This is a genomic window from Mycobacterium bourgelatii (assembly GCF_010723575.1).
In the GTDB taxonomy this organism is placed as follows: domain Bacteria; phylum Actinomycetota; class Actinomycetes; order Mycobacteriales; family Mycobacteriaceae; genus Mycobacterium; species Mycobacterium bourgelatii.
In genome coordinates this window covers 2255931-2272964 of sequence record NZ_BLKZ01000001.1, presented here as the reverse complement: position 1 = coordinate 2272964, position 17034 = coordinate 2255931, and the positions used below count along the sequence as shown (strand labels likewise).

Here is a 17034-nt window from a genome sequence, read left to right as displayed (position 1 = left end):
GGGCAATACGCGATTTCTGGGCGCTCTTTTGCTAAGTTCCGGGTTGCTAAGTTCCGCACGCGCGTACGAGCGAATAAGGACGGCAATGAGCCAGCCACCAGAATTCCCAGGCAACCCCGATCCTGAGAGCGGAAGGCATAGCGCTCCTGGGTATCCACCTCCCCCACCTCCCGGTTACGGCGCGCCTCCCCCGCCGCCCGGACCACCCGGTTACGGCGCACCGCCGCCACCGCCGCCACCCGGATACGGCCCTCCCCCGGGCCAACCGTTCGGCCAGCCTCCCGCGGACGCCCCAGGGGGTTACACGGCTCCCGGCTACAGCGCGCCCCCACCGCCTCCCCCCGGATACGGTTACGGCGCGCCCGGGTTTGGTGGCCCACCCGGCGGAGGGTTCGGCGCGAACTTCAGCGTCGGGGACGCCTTCAGCTGGGCCTGGAACAAGTTCACCCAGCACTGGTCGGCCCTGGTGGTGCCGCTCATCGTCTACGGACTGCTGCTCAGCGCCGTCATCGGCATCCCGTTCGCCATCGCTTTCGGCACGGCCGATTACGAAACCGAGACGGTCACCACCGAATTCGGAAACGGCAGCAGCTACGAAACGACGACAACCGGTAGCTTCACCGCACTCGGTTGGATCGTCATCATCCTCGGCAGCATCGCCGCAATTTTGGTGGCGGCCTATATGCAGGCCGGGCTTACCACCGCTGCCCTCGATATCGCCGATGGCAGGCAGGTGGGCGTCGGAACAGCTTTCAAGCCGCGCAACGTCGGCGGTGTGCTGCTCATCACGCTGCTGGTGGCGCTGGCGACATCGATCGTGACGTGCACCATTGTGGGCCCGCTGGTCGTGGCCTTCTTCGCCATGTTCGCCGTTGTAGCGGCGGTTGACAAAGGCTTCTCGCCCATCAACGCCATCAAATCCAGCGTCGAAACTGTCCGGGCCAACCTGGGTCCGAGCGCGCTGTCCTACCTGGTGCAATACGCGGCGGTGATGGTGGGATACATCGCGTGCGGTATCGGCATGCTCGTCGGCGTACCCGTGGCCTCGCTCATCCAGGTCTACACCTACCGCAAGCTGACGGGCGGCCATGTCGCCGAGATCGGCCAGCCGGGACCCGCGCCGAGCTTCCCGCCCGGCCCGCCACCGGGGCCGCCGCCGGGACAGCCGTACGCCTGATACCGACGGCGTAACAACCGGTTCGGCGGTGCGCGCGTCCTCGCGCGCGCTGCAGGCCGCTGAATCATGTGATGAGATCAGCGGTTATGAGCATCAAAGTTGCGCTGGAGCACCGCACCAGTTACACCTTTGACAAGCTGGTGCGGGTGTATCCGCACGTCGTGCGGCTTCGTCCGGCACCCCATTGCCGCACCCCGATCGAGGCATACTCGCTGCGCGTCGAGCCGTCGGACCACTTCATCAACTGGCAGCAGGACGCGCTGGGCAACTTCCTGGCCCGGCTGGTTTTCCCGAAGCCGATGCGCCAGCTGACCATCACGGTCGGCTTGATCGCCGATTTGAAGGTGATCAACCCGTTCGACTTCTTCATCGAAGAATGGGCCGAGACGTGGTTTTCGCCCGGCTGGAGCTACCCCAAGGCGCTGGCCGTTGACCTCGAGCCCTACCTGCGCCCGGTCGACGAGGACGGCGAAGGATCGGGCCCAGGCGATCTGGTGCGCGCCTGGGTGGACAACTTCACCGTGCCGCCGGGCACTCGCACCATCGACTTCCTGGTCGCGCTGAACCGCGCGATCAGCGCCGACATCGGCTACAGCGTGCGCATGGAACCCGGTGTGCAGACGCCGGATCACACCCTGCGCACCGGCATCGGGTCGTGCCGCGACTCGGCGTGGCTGCTGGTCTCGATCCTGCGCCAGCTGGGGCTGGCCGCGCGGTTCGTGTCCGGCTACCTGGTGCAGCTGGCGTCGGACGTCGAGGCTCTCGACGGCCCGTCGGGACCGGCCGCCGACTTCACCGATCTGCACGCCTGGACCGAGGTGTATGTCCCCGGCGCGGGCTGGATCGGACTGGACCCGACGTCGGGTCTGTTCGCCGGCGAGGGCCACATCCCGTTGGCCGCCACGCCGCACCCGTCGTCGGCGGCGCCGATCAGCGGCGGCACCGAGCCGTGCGTCTCGGTACTGGAGTTCTCCAATACCGTCACGCGCGTCCACGAAGACCCGCGGGTCACGGCGCCCTACCCGGACGAGGCCTGGGAGACGATCTGCGAGGTGGGCCGACGCGTCGACGAACGCCTGGTCGCCGGGGACGTCCGGCTGACCATCGGCGGCGAACCCACGTTCGTGTCGGTGGACAACCAGGTCGACCCGGAATGGCGCACCGCCGCCGACGGACCGCACAAGCGCGAGCGGGCCTCCGATCTGGCCGCCCGCCTCAAGGCCCAGTGGGCGCCGCAGGGGCTGGTACAGCGCAGCCAGGGCCGCTGGTATCCGGGAGAACCGTTGCCGCGCTGGCAGATTGCCCTGTACTGGCGGACCGACGGCCGCCCACTGTGGAGCGACGCCTCGTTGCTGGCCGACCCGTGGTTCAACAAGCCCGCGCCGGTCGACAACGACGCGGCGCAACGCGTGCTTACCGCGGTTGCTGACGGCCTTGGGCTACCGGCGACGCAGGTGCGCCCCGCCTACGAGGACCCGCTGGCCCGCCTGGCCGCCAGCGCGCGACTCCCGCTGGGCGATCCTGTGGACCCGGACGAGGACCTCGCGGAGGACACCCCAGAAGCTCGTGCCAAGCTGCTGGCGCGGCTCGACGAATCCACCACGGCCCCGGCGGCATACGTGCTGCCACTGCACCGACGAGAGGACGGCGTCGGCTGGGCCAGCGCGGACTGGCACCTGCGCCGCGGACGCATCGTGCTGGCCGAGGGCGATTCGCCCGCCGGGCTCCGGCTGCCGTTGAACGCGATCAGCTGGAACCCACCACCGGCCTCGTTCGGCGTCGACCCGACCAGCGTCGGCCGCTCGCAGTTGGTGGAGACCGACCGTGCCGCGGCGGTGGTGGTCGACCCGGACACCGCGCCGCGGACCGCGATGGTCGCCGAGGTTCGGGACGGCGTGCTCTATATCTTCATCCCGCCCACGGACGCGCTGGAACACTTCATCGACCTGATCACCCGCATCGAAGTCGCTGCGGCGCAGCACAATACCCCCGTTGTCATCGAAGGCTACGGTCCCCCACCGGACCCGCGCCTGCAGTCCACGACGATCACCCCCGACCCGGGCGTCATCGAGGTCAACGTCGCTCCGACCGCCAGTTTCGAAGAACAACGGCAGCAACTGGAGACGCTTTACGAACAGGCCCGGCTGGCCCGCCTGTCCACGGAGTCGTTCGACGTGGACGGCACACACGGCGGCACCGGCGGTGGCAACCACATCACCCTGGGCGGTGTCACACCCGCGGATTCGCCGCTGCTGCGCCGCCCGGATCTGTTGGTGTCACTGCTGACCTACTGGCAGCGGCACCCGTCGCTGTCGTATCTGTTCGCTGGACGGTTTGTGGGCACCACCTCGCAAGCACCGCGGGTGGATGAGGGACGCGACGAGGCGCTGTACGAACTCGAAATCGCCTTCACCGAAATTGCCAGGCTATCGGCGGGATTCGCCGCCAAACCCTGGGTCACCGACCGCGCCCTGCGGCACCTGTTGACCGACATCACCGGCAACACCCACCGCGCCGAGTTCTGCATCGACAAGCTGTACAGCCCCGAAGGTCCCCGCGGGCGGTTGGGTCTGTTGGAGTTGCGCGGTTTCGAGATGCCACCGCATCTGCGGATGGCGATGGTGCAGTCATTGCTGGTGCGTTCGCTGGTGGCGTGGTTCTGGGAGCAGCCGCTGCGTGCTCCGCTCATTCGCCACGGCGCCAATCTGCACGGGCGGTACCTGCTGCCGCACTTCTTGATTCACGACATCGCCGACGTCGCCGCCGACTTGCGGGCACACGGCATCCCGTTCGAGACCAGCTGGCTGGACCCGTTCACCGAATTCCGCTTCCCGCGGATCGGCACCGCCGTGTTCGACGGCGTGGAGATCGAGTTGCGCGGCGCGATCGAGCCGTGGAACACCCTCGGCGAGGAGTCCACGGCCACCGGCACCGCCCGGTACGTCGACTCCTCGGTCGAACGCGTCCAGGTCCGGGTCATCGGCGCCGACCGGCACCGGTATGTGGTGACCTGCAACGGTTATCCGGTTCCACTGCTGGCCACCGACAACCCCGACATCCACGTGGGTGGGGTGCGGTTCAAGGCCTGGCAGCCGCCGAGTGCGTTGCACCCGACCATCACCACCGACGTCCCACTTCAGTTCGAGCTCATCGACCTGACCGCCGGGACATCGCGCGGCGGCTGCACCTATCACGTCGCCCACCCCGGTGGACGCGCCTATGACGAGCCGCCCATCAACGCGGTGGAAGCCGAATCACGACGTGCCCGCCGCTTCGAGGCAACCGGCTTCACCCCCGGCAAACTCGACCTCTCCGCCATCAAGGAGAAGCAGGCGCGAATGTTCACCGATGTCGGCGCGCCGGGCATCCTCGACATGCGACGCGTGCGTACCGTTCAGCAGTAATGGCTTCAGCAGAGATGGCCTCCTCCGTCAGGGAGGCAGCGCGCAGCGGCACGAGCGCGTCTCATGTCGCCGACCGCTACGACGTCGACCGGCTGCTGGCCGGCTATCGCACCGCCCGTGCCCAGGAAGCGCTCTTCGATCTGCGGGACGGTCCGGGCGTCGGCTACGACGAGTTCGTCGACCGAGACGGGAACGTCCGGCCGGGCTGGGAGGAGCTGGCCGACGCGATCGGCGAGCGCGGCAGGTCCGGACTGGATCTGCTGCGTTCCGTGGTGCACGACCTCATCGACCACGACGGCATCACCTACACCGAGGCCGACTCTGCGGAGCCGGGCCAGTGGACGCTGGACACCCTACCGGTGGTGGTGTCGGCCGACGACTGGCACGTGCTGGAAACCGGTGTGGTGCAGCGGTCGCGGCTGCTCAACGCGGTGCTGGCCGACCTGTACGGGCCCCGTCGCGTGCTGCTCGAGGGCATCCTGCCACCGGAGCTGCTGTTCGCCCATCCCGGTTACATCCGCGCCGCCAACGGAATTCAGGTGCCGGGACACCACCAGCTGTTCATGCACGCCTGTGACATCAGCCGGCTGTCGAACGGCGGTTTCCAGGTCAACGCCGACTGGACCCAGGCGCCCTCGGGAGCCGGTTATGCGCTGGCCGACCGGCGGGTCATCGCCCACGCGCTGCCAGAGCTCTACGAGCGGATCGGGCCCCGGCCGACGACGCCATTCGCCCAGGCGTTGCGGCTGGCATTGATCGACGCGGCGCCTGACGTCGCGCAAGACCCGGTGGTGGTGGTACTGAGCCCCGGCATCTTTTCCGAGACGGCGTTCGACCAGGCGTATCTGGCTACACTGCTTGGCTTTCCGCTGGTGGAGAGCGCGGACTTGGTGGTGCGCGACGGCAAGTTGTGGATGCGCTCGCTGGGCACACTGAAACGCGTCGATGTCGTGTTGCGCCGGGTCGACGCCGAATACGCGGACCCGTTGGATCTGCGAGCCGACTCCAGGCTCGGCGTGGTCGGCCTGGTGGAGGCGCTGCATCGCGGAACCGTGACCGTCGTCAACACCTTGGGCAGCGGCATCTTGGAAAGCCCTGGGCTGCTGCGGTTCCTGCCGCAACTGGCCGAGCGTTTGCTCGGGGAAGCCCCGATGCTGCCCACCGCGCCGGTCTACTGGGGCGGCATCGCGAACGAACGCTCACACATCTTGGCCAATCTCTCACGCCTGCTGATCAAACCCACAACTGGCGGGGAAACGCTTGTCGGGCCGACCCTTTCGTCGGCGCAGCTTTCCCAGTTGGCCGCGCGGATCGAAAGCATGCCCTGGCAGTGGGTCGGTCAGGAGTTGCCGACGTTCTCGTCGGCGCCGTCCGACCATGCGGGTGTGTTGGCCTCGGCGCCGGTCGGCATGCGGTTGTTCACGGTCGCCCAGCGCAGCGGATATGCACCCATGATCGGCGGGCTGGGCTACGTGCTGGCGCCGGGACCCGCCACGTACACATTGAAGACCGTTGCCGCGAAGGATGTTTGGGTCCGACCCACCGAGCGGGCGCTGGCCGAGACGGTGACCCTTCCGTCGGTGGTGCAACCCGCCAAGACCGGGGCGGGCACGTGGGCGATCAGCTCGCCGCGCGTGCTGTCCGACTTGTTCTGGATGGGACGTTACGGCGAGCGTGCCGAGAACATGGCGCGTCTGCTCATCGTCACCCGCGAGCGTTACCACGTCTTCCGGCATCACCAGGACACCGAGGAAAGCGAGTGCGTGCCGGTCCTGATGTCGGCGCTGGGCCGCATCACCGGAACCGACCTCGGCGTCCCGCACGAAGGTGTCGATCAGGAGGGCGACCAGAAGCACGACAAGCACGAACTGATCGCCGTCACCCCCTCGACGCTGTGGTCGATGACCGTCGACCCGGTGCGGCCGGGGTCGCTGGCCCAGTCGGTGGAAGGGCTCGCCCTGGCGGCCAGGGCGGTGCGTGACCAGCTGTCCAACGACACGTGGATGGTGCTGGCCGGCGTGGAGCGCGCGGTGGCGCACAAGTCCGATCCGCCTCAGTCGCTCGCGGAGGCCGATGCGTTGCTGTCATCGGCTCAAGCACAGACGTTGGCCGGGATGCTGACGCTGGCGGGCGTGGCCAGCGAATCGATGGTGCGCGATGTGGGTTGGACGATGATGGACATCGGCAAACGCATCGAACGTGGCCTGTGGTTGACCGCGTTGCTGCAAGACACGTTGAGCACCGTCCGCAGCCCGGAAGCCGAGCAAGCCATCACCGAAGCCACCCTGGTCGCGTGCGAATCGTCGGTCATCTATCGGCGCCGAACCCTGGGCAAGGTCAGCGTCGCTGCGGTGACCGAACTGATGCTGTTCGACGCGCAGAACCCGCGGTCGCTGGTGTACCAGCTGGACCGGATACGCACCAACCTCAAGAACCTGCCCAGCTCGTCGGGATCCTCACGGCCGGAGCGGTTGGCCGAAGAAATCCTCACCAACCTGCGCCGATCCGATCCCGCCGAGCTGGAAGAGGTCAACGAGGACGGAAAGCGGTCGGAGTTGGCCGAGCTGCTCAGCACGATCCACACCGAGCTCCGCGACCTGTCCGACATCATCACCGCAACGCAGTTGACACTGCCCGGCGGCATGCAGCCACTGTGGGGGCCCGACGAACGCCGGGTGATGCCCGCCTAGGCGACGGCCTGCCCGTGCGCGGCTGCGGTGACCTCGTCGATGACGTTGTGGATGAACTGCATCTTCTCCAGTACCGCCGGCGGCAACACGAAGGGATACAGGTCGTCGTGGCCCATCGACCGGTTCACCATGTTCAGTGACCACGACACCGGCAGCCACATGTCGATGATGGTCTGAAAGGCGCTGGGGCCCACTATCGTCCGATCGAACGTTGCCGTGGCAGGGGCAAAACCGCACCACGCCGAGGTGTCCAGGGTGTCGCGGATGTGCAGGTAGTGGGCGAAGGTCTCGGCCCAGTCCTCCGCGGGGTGCATGGTCGCGTAGGACGACACGTAGTTTTGCTGCCACTCGTCCGGCGGCCCCTCGCTGTAGTGCCGGTCCAGCGCCTGCTGGTAGTCGGCATCGGGATCGCCGAACAATTCGTTGAACCGCCGCAGGTATTCGGGCGACCTGATGAGGCGGTAGAAGTAGTAGTGGCCGACCTCGTGCCGGAAGTGCCCGAGCAGGGTTCGGTACGGTTCGTCCAGCTCCGCCCGCAACTGCTCGCGGTGGACGTCGTCCCCCTCGGCCAGATCCAGTGTGATGACGCCGTTCTCGTGGCCCGTCAGCACTTGCTCGTGTGCGCTGGACAGCAGCCGGAACGCCAGGCCGTAATCGGGGTCCTGGTCACGTCCGATGATCGGCAGCTTGAGCTCGTGCAACTCGGCCACCAGCCGCCGCTTGGCCGCCTCGGCCCGGGCGAATTCAGCCAGGCCTACCTTGTCGTTGTCGTTGGGCCGTTCACTGGTGAGCGCGCACGACGCGCACAGCCCGCCGGGTTGATCGACCGGGACCAGCCAATTGCATTCGGCCAGATATAGATTGGCGCACAGTTGATAGTCGCTGGCCGCCACGGCGCCAGCGTGCTCGCTGTCGTCGCCTTTCGAGATCACCAACAGCGCCATCTGTTCGAGCGAAAATCCGAGGGCACTGCCGCAGGCCAGACACTCCGAGTTTTCGAAGGTCAGGCGTTGACCGCAAGTGGGACAGTGGAAATCACGCATTGAGCACATCACCTTCATAGGGCACGACGTCGACAGCGACGTCGATCACGCTTTGTTCCGAGTTGGTGTAGATGATGCCGCGCAGTGGCGGCACATCCGCGTAGTCACGACCGCGCCCGACCACGATGTAGCGCTCGTCAACGAGTTGGTCATTGGTGGGGTCTAGCCCCAACCATTCGAACTGACCTGGCTGCTGCGGCGTCCACACCGATGCCCAGGCGTGGGTAGCGTCCGCTCCGATCATTCGATCCTTTCCGGGAGGAGGGTCAGTAGCCAAGTAGCCGGACACGTAGCACGCGGCCAGGCCATTGGCCCGCAGGCAGGCGATTGCCAGCCTCGCGAAGTCTTGACATACCCCTTCCCGGGCCGCCAGAACCTCATTTACCCGAGTAGAAATCGTCGTAGCCCCCGAGCGGTAGGTGAAGTCGTTGAAGATGCGGGACGCGAGATCGCGCAACACCTCGACCAGCGGCCGCCCCGGCACGAAACTGGGCGCCGCGTACTCGCGCACCCCGTCGGTGATCTCGGGCGGATTGAGGTCCAGCACGAAGTCGGTTGCGAGCGCCCCCTGCAGCCCGGTGGGCCGTGCGGCTTCCCAAGGTTGCAGCGCGGGGCCGCTGGTGTACACCCCGGCACCCACCGGCGCGACGTCCACGATTGAGTCGCTGGTCACCGTCAGGACCTGGTGCGGCTCGGTGACATGGAAGTAGGACCTGATGTTGCCGTACTCGTCGCGACTGGTGGAAAAGTCGGCGGGCGCGGGGTCGATGGTCAGCTTGTGCGCGATGCACCGCTGTCGCTGCGAGTTCCGCGGGGTGAGGAACCCACGCCCGTAAGAGCTGGTCACGACGTCGGAATAGCGATACTGCGTGCGGTGCGTGACCCGGTAGCGATGAACTGCGGACCGGTCAGGGAGGGGGGCCGACAAGGGGTCAGACAGGGTGTCTGGCAAGGGTCAACTCCTGACGTCTCGACTCGCGAATCTTGCACGCTTTTTGTCTAGTCTCGGGGCTGGCGCGACAAAGTGGGAATCTTGGGCCTTAAATCACGGCCCAATAGGCCGCGCTACCGCAGGCTGACGAGGGGGGACGGCCCAATGCACCGACACGAAATCAAATCACTCGCCGATCTCGCCGGCGAGGGCACCCGCGTGGTGACCAAGCTGGTCCGCGACATGCACGGCGGAATCGCGACCCGGGTGTTCACTTCGATAGGACCGGTGGCCAAGCCCGTCGAGGTCGTCCACAACGCCACGGCGGCGGTTACCTACACCCTGGTCGACCATGCCATTCGGGGCTCGCTGTACGGGGCCGGCGCGCTGGCCGCCGAGGCGTACGGCGACCCCGGCGCCGCCCCGGAAACTGTTCAGGCGCGTCCGAGGGTGGCCGGCCCGCTTGCGGCGATCAACGGCATCTACGGCGACGAACTGACCAACCGGAAGAACGCATTCGCGCTGACCATGCAGATCCGGCGGCGTCGGCAACCGGTCGAGCTTTCCGCCGACTCCATCGCCACGGCGTTCCCGAAGGCGACCGGACGCATATCGGTGTTCATGCACGGCTGGTGTCTCACCGAACGGTCGTGGTGGCGCGCTCCGCGCACCGGGGAGGCGTTGCGCCCGTACGGCAAACGGCTGCGTTCCGACCTCGGCTTCACACCGGTGTACCTGCGCTACAACACCGGTTTGCACATCTCACAGAACGGCCAGTCCCTGGCCGACCTGCTGGAGCGACTGCAGGCAATCTGGCCGGTTCCGGTGGAAGAGATTGCGTTGGTCGGCCACTCGATGGGCGGACTGGTGGCGCGCAGCGCCTGCCATTACGGGCTCGGTCAGCAGCATTCATGGACGGACAAAGTGCGGCGCGTCGTCTGTCTCGGTTCGCCGCATCTGGGCGCCGACCTGGAGAAGGGGGTCAACGTTGCCGCTTGGGCGCTGGCCAAACTGCCGGAGACGCGCGCGATCGCATCTTTCCTGAACACGCGCAGCGCCGGCGTCAAAGACTTGCGGTTCGGAGCATTGCTCGACGAAGACTGGCGCGACTGCGACCCGGACGAGTTCCTCCGGGATCGCTGCGCCGAAGTGCCGTTCCTCCCGAACGCGGTGTACCACTTCGTCGCAAGTTCCGCGGCACCACGCGCGATCGGCCTTCTCGTCGGGGACCACCTGGTGCGTCCGCGTAGCGCGTCCGGACGCGGTCGCTCCCGCAACGTTCCATTCGAATCCACCCACGGGCTGACGCTGACCGGGTTGAATCACTTCGACCTGCTCAACCATCCGTTGGTCTACGACAAGCTGCGGCATTGGCTGGATCAGCCGGCAACAATGCCCGACCGGGGTTCGGCGATCTGATTTACAAGCGTTAAGCGGCCACACGGAGCACAATCGAAAGTGTGGCCACCTGGGAAGACGTTGCACGCATAGTCAACGGGCTTCCGCTCACCGCCGAAACGGCGCCGCACGACTGGCGAGTCGGCAAGAAATTGCTGGCGTGGGAGCGGCCGCTGCGCAAGTCCGACCGGGAGGCGCTGACCCGGGCCGGGTCGGAGATACCGACCGGCGACATCCTCGGGGTCCGGGTTTCGGATGAAGGCGTCAAGTTCGCGCTCATTGCCGACGAACCGGACGTGTACTTCACCACGCCGCATTTCAACGGCTACCCGGCCGTGTTGGTCCTGCTCGCAGAGATCGATCCCGTCGCGCTTGAAGAACTGATCACCGAGGCGTGGCTGGTGCAGGCCCCGAAGCGACTGGTGCAGGAGTTCCTGGCCAAATCATCCTGAGCCCATTGGCTAGCGGCTGGGCACTTCGATCACCCGCTGCAGGTCTTCCGTGCAGGCATAGACGATGTCGGCCAGCACCGCCTGGCTCCGGTTCTGTGCCGATTCCTGCATCTTGACCGCTTCGCTTCGTGCGGCGGCGACGTGCTCCGAAGCTGCCGCGGGATCCTCGTCGGCGAGGGCCGTTCCCGCGGCGAGCTCGGCGAGCGCCACGCGCAGGGGTTCCGGGACGGGTCCGTTCAGGCGCCAGGTGACGGCGCGGGCCACATGCAAGACACCGCTGACCAGCATGCCGAGTCGCGCGGACTGCTGGTTGACCGTGCGGATCGTCTTGCGGGCGCCCCACCAGCGCGGTGTTCTGCGTACCACCAAGTCGGCCGTCTCGCGGGCCTCGATCAGGCCGCCCACCTCGTTGTGCATTCGTTCGAACACGGACAGCGGCCATTCGGGCGCGACGGGTTCACGGTTCTCGGCCATCCTCGCCACCTCGATCAGGGTGTCGTGCACGCCCGTCAACACGGCCGAGCGCGCGTTGCGGAGCATCACACGCGGGTCGGCCGGGAACAACAGGATGGCGAACACCAGGGCCAGCCCGCCGCCGACGAAGGCGTCGAAGAGCCGTTCGGCGACGATCTCACCGCTCGGGGTAAACGCCAGGACCAGTACCGCGGAGACCGCCGTCTGGTTGACGAACATCAGCCCCTGAGCGATGAAGCCGCGTCCGAGCAGCAGCGCGACGCACAACGACACGAACACCGCCAGTCCCATGGCGATCGACACTGACCCGTGCAGGCCGTGCACGGCGGCACCCATGACGATGCCCAGCGTGACGCCCACAATCATCTGCACCGCTCGTCGGCTGCGCAACACATTGGTCGCCGACATGCACACCACTGCGGAGATCGGCGCGAAGAACGGCTGCCGGTGGTGCAGCACGTCGTGAGTGATGTACCACGCGAGTCCGGCGGCGACCGACGTCTGGGTGATAGGCCACAGCGCGGTGCGCAAGCGATGGACAGCCGCGGAACCGAACCGCAAGGTGTTCATCACGCTTGCTTACCCCATCGCGGGGTACGCCAGCGCGCTACGGTGTCCCGGGCGCTCCGGGCAGGCCGAGCAGCGTGCCGAAGGGGGTCGCGTTCGTCCTAGGCGCGCTGCAACTCAAATACCGGAATCACGCGACTGGTCTTCGCCTGGTATTCGCCGAAGACCGGCACCAGGGCGGTCAGCTTCGGATAGAACTCGTCACGCTCCTGCGGCGACAGTTCGTGAGCGACCACGTCGTAGGCGTCGGTGCCCACCTCGATGTGCGCGCGCGGGTTGGCCCGCAGATTGTGCACCCACGCCGGGTTGACGTCGGAACCGCCGAATGAGCCCACAATGAGCAGCTTTCCGTCGATGCGGAAATAGGCCAGCGGAGATATCCGTGGTTGGCCGGACTTGGCGCCAGTGGTGGTGAGCAGCAGCAGGTCGGCGTTGGCGAACTGGCCGCCGACCTTTCCTCCGTTGGCCCGGAATTCTTCGATGAGGTTCTTGTTGAAGGCCTGCACCATGGCGGGGTCTAACGTTTCTGAGGTCATGCCTGCTCAAACCTATTTGGGTTTGACGTCTATTCCTGATTCCTTGCGCTGCTGAGCGGTGATGGGTGCGGGCGCTTCGGTCAGCGGGTCGACGCCGCCGCCCGTCTTGGGGAACGCGATCACATCGCGGATCGAATCGGTCCCGGACAACAGGGCGTTGATTCGGTCCCAGCCGAACGCGATCCCACCGTGCGGCGGCGCCCCAAACGTGAACGCCTCCAACAGAAAGCCGAATTTCTCCTCCGCCTCGGCCTTGTTCAAACCCATCACGCCGAACACGCGCTCCTGAATGTCGCGCCGGTGGATACGAATTGAGCCGCCGCCAATCTCGTTGCCGTTGCACACAATGTCGTAGGCGTCGGCCAGCACGCCGCCGGGGTCGGACTCAATGCTGTTCTCCCACTCCGGCTTCGGCGCGGTGAAGGCATGGTGCACCGCCGTCCATGCCCCCGAGCCAACCGCGACGTCACCAGAAGCCGTCGCATCCTCGGCCGGTTCGAACAGCGGCGGGTCGACCACCCAGACGAACTTCCAATCGTCGGGGTCGATCAAGCCCAACCGGTTGGCGACCTCGATGCGAGCCGCGCCCAGCAGCGCGCGCGACGACTTCACCGCACCCGCCGAGAAGAAGATGCAGTCCCCCGGCTTAGCCCCGACGTGCGCGGCCAGGCCGTCCCGTTCGGCGTCCGTCAGGTTCTTGGCAACGGGACCACCCAGGGTGCCGTCCTCTCCGACCAGGACGTAGGCCAGCCCACGGTGGCCGCGCTGTTTGGCCCACTCCTGCCAGCCGTCCAGCGTGCGCCGCGGCTGCGATGCGCCGCCGGGCATCACGACCGCGCCGACGTACGGTGCCTGGAAGACGCGGAATTCGGTGTCCTTGAAGAACTCTTTGCATTCGACGAGTTCCAGGCCGAAGCGCAGGTCGGGCTTGTCCGAACCGAACCGGCGCATGGCGTCGGCGTAGGTGATCCGCGGGATCGGCGTCGGGATGTCGTAGCCGATCAACGCCCACAACGCGCTCAGGATCTCCTCGGAGATCGCAATGACGTCCTCGGCGTCGACGAAGCTGAGCTCCATGTCGAGCTGGGTGAATTCCGGTTGGCGGTCCGCTCGGAAGTCTTCGTCGCGGTAGCAGCGAGCGATCTGGTAGTAGCGCTCCATCCCGGCCACCATCAGCAGCTGCTTGAACAACTGGGGGCTCTGCGGCAGCGCGTAGAACGAACCGGGATGCAACCGGGACGGCACCAGGAAGTCGCGCGCCCCCTCCGGCGTGGACCGGGTGATCGTCGGCGTCTCGATCTCGACGAAGTCGTGTTTGGCCAGCACCGCGCGTGCTGCGGCATTCACCTTGGAGCGCAGCCGAATTGCCGCGGCGGGGCCGTCGCGGCGCAGGTCCAGGTAGCGGTACTTGAGGCGCAATTCTTCGCCGGCGGGTTCGTCCAGTTGGAACGGCAGCGGCGCGCATTCGCCCAGAACCGTCAGCGAAGTGGCGTTGACCTCGATGTCCCCGGTGGCGATTTCCGGGTTGGCGTTGCCTTCCGGCCGGATCTCGACGACTCCCTGCACCGCGATGCAGAATTCGGCGCGCAGACGGTGCGCTTGGTCGAGTACCTCTGGGGCGCGGAACACGACCTGCGTGACGCCGGACGCGTCGCGCAGATCGATGAAGATGACCCCACCGTGGTCGCGGCGGCGAGCCACCCACCCGGCCAAGGTCACCTGCTGCCCGGCGTCGCTGTCCCGAAGTGCACCCGCGGCGTGGCTGCGCAGCACAAATACTCCTTGGTGGTCCCGTTTGAATGACTGCCCAGTTTAACTAGGGCCACATTTCCCGCGGACCGGCGTTCGGGTCGGCGACGCTCAGCCGGAATTAGCCGCCTTCGGCGCCGTCCGACGGGACGGAAGTAGCGTGCCGAAAACGGCTTCGCGTGCGCGGTCCTCAGCTGGTGTCGGAGCACGCACTTGCGACGCGGGGTAATTTCGTCGCCATCGCTACGAACATCGCGCTGATCGGTCCCGGCGCCGTCGGAACGACGGTGGCCGCGCTGTTGCACAAAGCCGGCCATTCGCTGCTGCTATGCGGCCGGACGCCACGTGAGGGACTAGAACTGCGGCCAGACGGCGCGGACCCGATCCTCGTGCCCGGGCCGGTCCACGCCGACCCCGCCGAGGTGAGCGGCCCGGTCGAGGTGGTGATCCTGGCCGTCAAAGCCACCCAGAACGACGCCGCCCACGACTGGTTGGCTCGGTTGTGCGATGAAAACACGGTGGTCTGCGTGTTGCAGAACGGAGTCGAACAAGTCGAGCAGGTCCAGCCGCACTGCCCGTCCTCCACCGTCGTTCCCGGCACAGTGTGGTTCGCCGCCGAAACGCAGCCCGAGGGCTGGGTACGTTTGCGCGGCGACGCCCTACTGGTACTGCCCACCGGGCCGGCCGCTGAGTCGCTGGCCGCGTTGCTGGGCGACGCGGGCTGCCGGGTCACCTGCGACCCCGACTTCACCACCGTGGTGTGGCGCAAACTCGTCCTCAACGCTTTGGCCGGCTTCATGGCACTGACCGGCCGGCGCTCCGGAATGTTCCGCCGCGACGACATCGCGGAGCTGTCTCGCCGCTACGTCGCCGAATGTCTTGCGGTCGCCCGCGCCGAGGGAGCCAACCTGCCGGACGATCTGATCGAAGAGTTGGTCGGCGGTTTCCGCGCGGCTCCCGAAGACATGACGACGTCGATCCTGAGCGACCGGGAGGCTCACCGGCCGCTGGAATGGGACCTGCGCAACGGGGTGATCATCCGCAAGGCTCGGCCCCACGGTCTGGCCACCCCGATCAGTGATGTCGTGGTGCCGCTGTTGGCGGCGGGGAGCGACGGGCCCGGATAAGGTCTCAGCTCATGCACCCGTGCGAGCGCGTGGACCTCGGCTTCATCGACTCCGCGCCCCATCGATTCCGCAACAGTGTCGACCTGGCGATCACACCCGAGCAGCTGTTCGAGGTCTTTGCCGACGCCGAGTCGTGGCCGCAGTGGGCGCCGGTGATCACCAATGTGACATGGACCAGTCCCCTGCCCCGCGACGTCGGCAGCACGCGCCTCGTCGAGATGCGGGGCGGGATCGTCGGCGACGAAGTGTTCCTCGCCTGGGAACCGTTCACCCACATGACATTTCGATTCAATGAGTGCTCCACCCCCTATGTCGGGGCGTTCGCCGAGGATTACCGCGTCGAAGCCATTCCGGGCGGTTGCCGGGTGACCTGGACCATGGCCATGAAGCCGCTCGGTCCGGCGCGGGTGTCGATGGTCGTGTTCGGCCCGCTGCTCAACCTGGCCTTGCGACGGTTTTGCGCAATCTCCGCCGGTACACAGACGCCCGGTTCGCCGCCGCCGACCAGCGATAGGCTGGTTTGCGGGTACTCGGCACACACCGATGCCCACCTAATTCCAGGGAGAGTGCGATGACCTTCAACGAAGGCATGCAGATCGACACCAGCGCCGCGTCCTCGTCGGGTGGTGGAGGCGGCCGAAACATCGCCATCGGCGGGGGTCTGGGCGGTTTGCTCGTGGTCGTCGTCGCGATGTTCCTGGGGGTCGATCCCGGCAAGGTGACGAACCAGCCCGGCCTCGGTTCCGGCATGCCGGGCGTGGAAGCACCCGGGTTCGACCTGAACCAGTGCAAGACCGGGGCCGACGCCAACAGGTTCGTCCAGTGCCGGGTGGTGGCCACCGGCAACTCCGTGGATGCGGTGTGGCAGCAGTTGATGCCCCGCTACACCCGTCCCCAGGTGCGGCTGTTCACCGGCTATGTCAACACCGGATGCGGGTCGGCCACCAGCGAGGTCGGGCCGTTCTACTGCCCGGTGGACAAGACCGCTTACTTCGACACCGACTTCTTCCAGGTGCTGGTCGAGCAATTCGGTTCCAGCGGCGGGCCTTTCGCTCAGGAGTATGTGGTGGCTCACGAATACGGCCACCACGTCCAGAATCTGCAGGGCATCCTGGGCAAAGCCCAGCAAGGCGCACAAGGCGCTCAGGGCAATGGCGTTCGCACCGAACTGCAAGCCGACTGCTACGCCGGGATCTGGGCGCACTACGCGTCCACGACCAAACAGGAGAGCACCGGGGTGCCCTACCTGGAGCCGTTGACCGACCGAGACATCCAGGACGCGTTGTCGGCGGCGGCGTCCGTCGGCGATGACCGAATCCAGAAGCAGGCGACCGGCCGCGTAAATCCCGAGTCCTGGACGCACGGTTCCTCCGAACAACGCCAGAAGTGGTTCACCGTCGGCTATCAGACTGGCGACCCGAACAAGTGCGATACTTTCGACGCCACTGACTTGGGATAACCCTCTGGCGGGTCGGATTTCGGGGGT

The 17034-nt window shown here is 66.7% G+C and carries 12 protein-coding genes and 1 pseudogene; 8 read left to right on the top strand and 5 right to left on the bottom strand.

All coding sequences use genetic code 11. The annotated features are described in order from the left end of the window. Window positions 1-85 precede the first annotated feature (85 nt). From G6N68_RS10210 to G6N68_RS10200, 3 genes are all read left to right on the top strand, one after another. Entirely contained in the window at window positions 86-1177 is a 1092-nt protein-coding gene (locus tag G6N68_RS10210; protein WP_163711210.1) for a hypothetical protein, read from the top strand. Between the two features lie 86 nt (window positions 1178-1263). Then, window positions 1264-4581 (top strand): transglutaminase family protein, encoded by a 3318-nt coding sequence (locus G6N68_RS10205; RefSeq protein ID WP_163711207.1) that lies wholly within the window; start codon window positions 1264-1266, stop codon window positions 4579-4581. 14 nt (window positions 4582-4595) lie between these two features. Beyond that, window positions 4596-7271: a circularly permuted type 2 ATP-grasp protein gene (locus G6N68_RS10200; RefSeq protein ID WP_163718418.1), complete on the top strand. Its 2676-nt coding sequence runs from the start codon at window positions 4596-4598 to the stop codon at window positions 7269-7271. Here the strand turns inward: G6N68_RS10200 and G6N68_RS10195 are convergent. Further along, window positions 7268-8314 carry a zinc-binding metallopeptidase family protein gene (locus G6N68_RS10195; protein WP_163711204.1) on the bottom strand — a complete coding sequence of 349 codons (1047 nt, stop codon included), beginning with the start codon at window positions 8312-8314 and terminating at the stop codon, window positions 7268-7270. The two genes, G6N68_RS10200 and G6N68_RS10195, sit on opposite strands and share 4 nt — an antisense overlap. Continuing rightward, complete coding sequence (locus G6N68_RS10190) at window positions 8307-9254, bottom strand: transglutaminase family protein (RefSeq protein WP_371871689.1); 948 nt, start codon at window positions 9252-9254, stop codon at window positions 8307-8309. The genes G6N68_RS10195 and G6N68_RS10190 overlap by 8 nt, the downstream gene beginning before the upstream one ends. A gap of 156 nt (window positions 9255-9410) precedes the next feature. Here G6N68_RS10190 and G6N68_RS10185 point away from each other — a divergent pair, with 156 nt between their 5' ends. Then, entirely contained in the window at window positions 9411-10664 is a 1254-nt protein-coding gene (locus G6N68_RS10185; RefSeq protein WP_163711196.1) for an esterase/lipase family protein, read from the top strand. 41 nt (window positions 10665-10705) lie between these two features. Next, window positions 10706-11095: an MmcQ/YjbR family DNA-binding protein gene (locus tag G6N68_RS10180; protein ID WP_163711193.1), complete on the top strand. Its 390-nt coding sequence runs from the start codon at window positions 10706-10708 to the stop codon at window positions 11093-11095. Window positions 11096-11104: 9 nt separating this feature from the next. Here the strand turns inward: G6N68_RS10180 and G6N68_RS10175 are convergent, their stop codons facing one another. From G6N68_RS10175 to aspS, 3 genes are all read right to left on the bottom strand, one after another. Then, the gene (locus G6N68_RS10175) at window positions 11105-12139 is read right to left on the bottom strand and encodes an FUSC family protein (RefSeq protein WP_163711192.1); all 1035 of its coding nucleotides are present in this window, start codon (window positions 12137-12139) and stop codon (window positions 11105-11107) included. Window positions 12140-12237: 98 nt separating this feature from the next. Beyond that, window positions 12238-12672, bottom strand: coding sequence for a nitroreductase family deazaflavin-dependent oxidoreductase (locus tag G6N68_RS10170; protein WP_163711190.1), 435 nt, complete (start codon window positions 12670-12672; stop codon window positions 12238-12240). Between the two features lie 12 nt (window positions 12673-12684). Next, window positions 12685-14445, bottom strand: a complete 1761-nt coding sequence (aspS, locus tag G6N68_RS10165; protein WP_163711188.1) for an aspartate--tRNA ligase — start codon at window positions 14443-14445, stop codon at window positions 12685-12687. A gap of 215 nt (window positions 14446-14660) precedes the next feature. Between aspS and G6N68_RS10160 the strand changes: the two genes are divergently transcribed. The 3 genes and pseudogenes from G6N68_RS10160 to ypfJ all read left to right on the top strand — a co-directional run bounded on the left by G6N68_RS10160 (window position 14661) and on the right by ypfJ (window position 17007). Beyond that, window positions 14661-15548: an oxidoreductase gene (locus G6N68_RS10160; RefSeq protein WP_205351467.1), complete on the top strand. Its 888-nt coding sequence runs from the start codon at window positions 14661-14663 to the stop codon at window positions 15546-15548. Window positions 15549-15559: 11 nt separating this feature from the next. Then, a pseudogene (locus G6N68_RS10155) lies at window positions 15560-16062 on the top strand (SRPBCC family protein). A gap of 57 nt (window positions 16063-16119) precedes the next feature. Beyond that, window positions 16120-17007 (top strand): KPN_02809 family neutral zinc metallopeptidase, encoded by an 888-nt coding sequence (gene ypfJ / locus G6N68_RS10150; protein ID WP_163711186.1) that lies wholly within the window; start codon window positions 16120-16122, stop codon window positions 17005-17007. Window positions 17008-17034 lie beyond the last annotated feature (27 nt).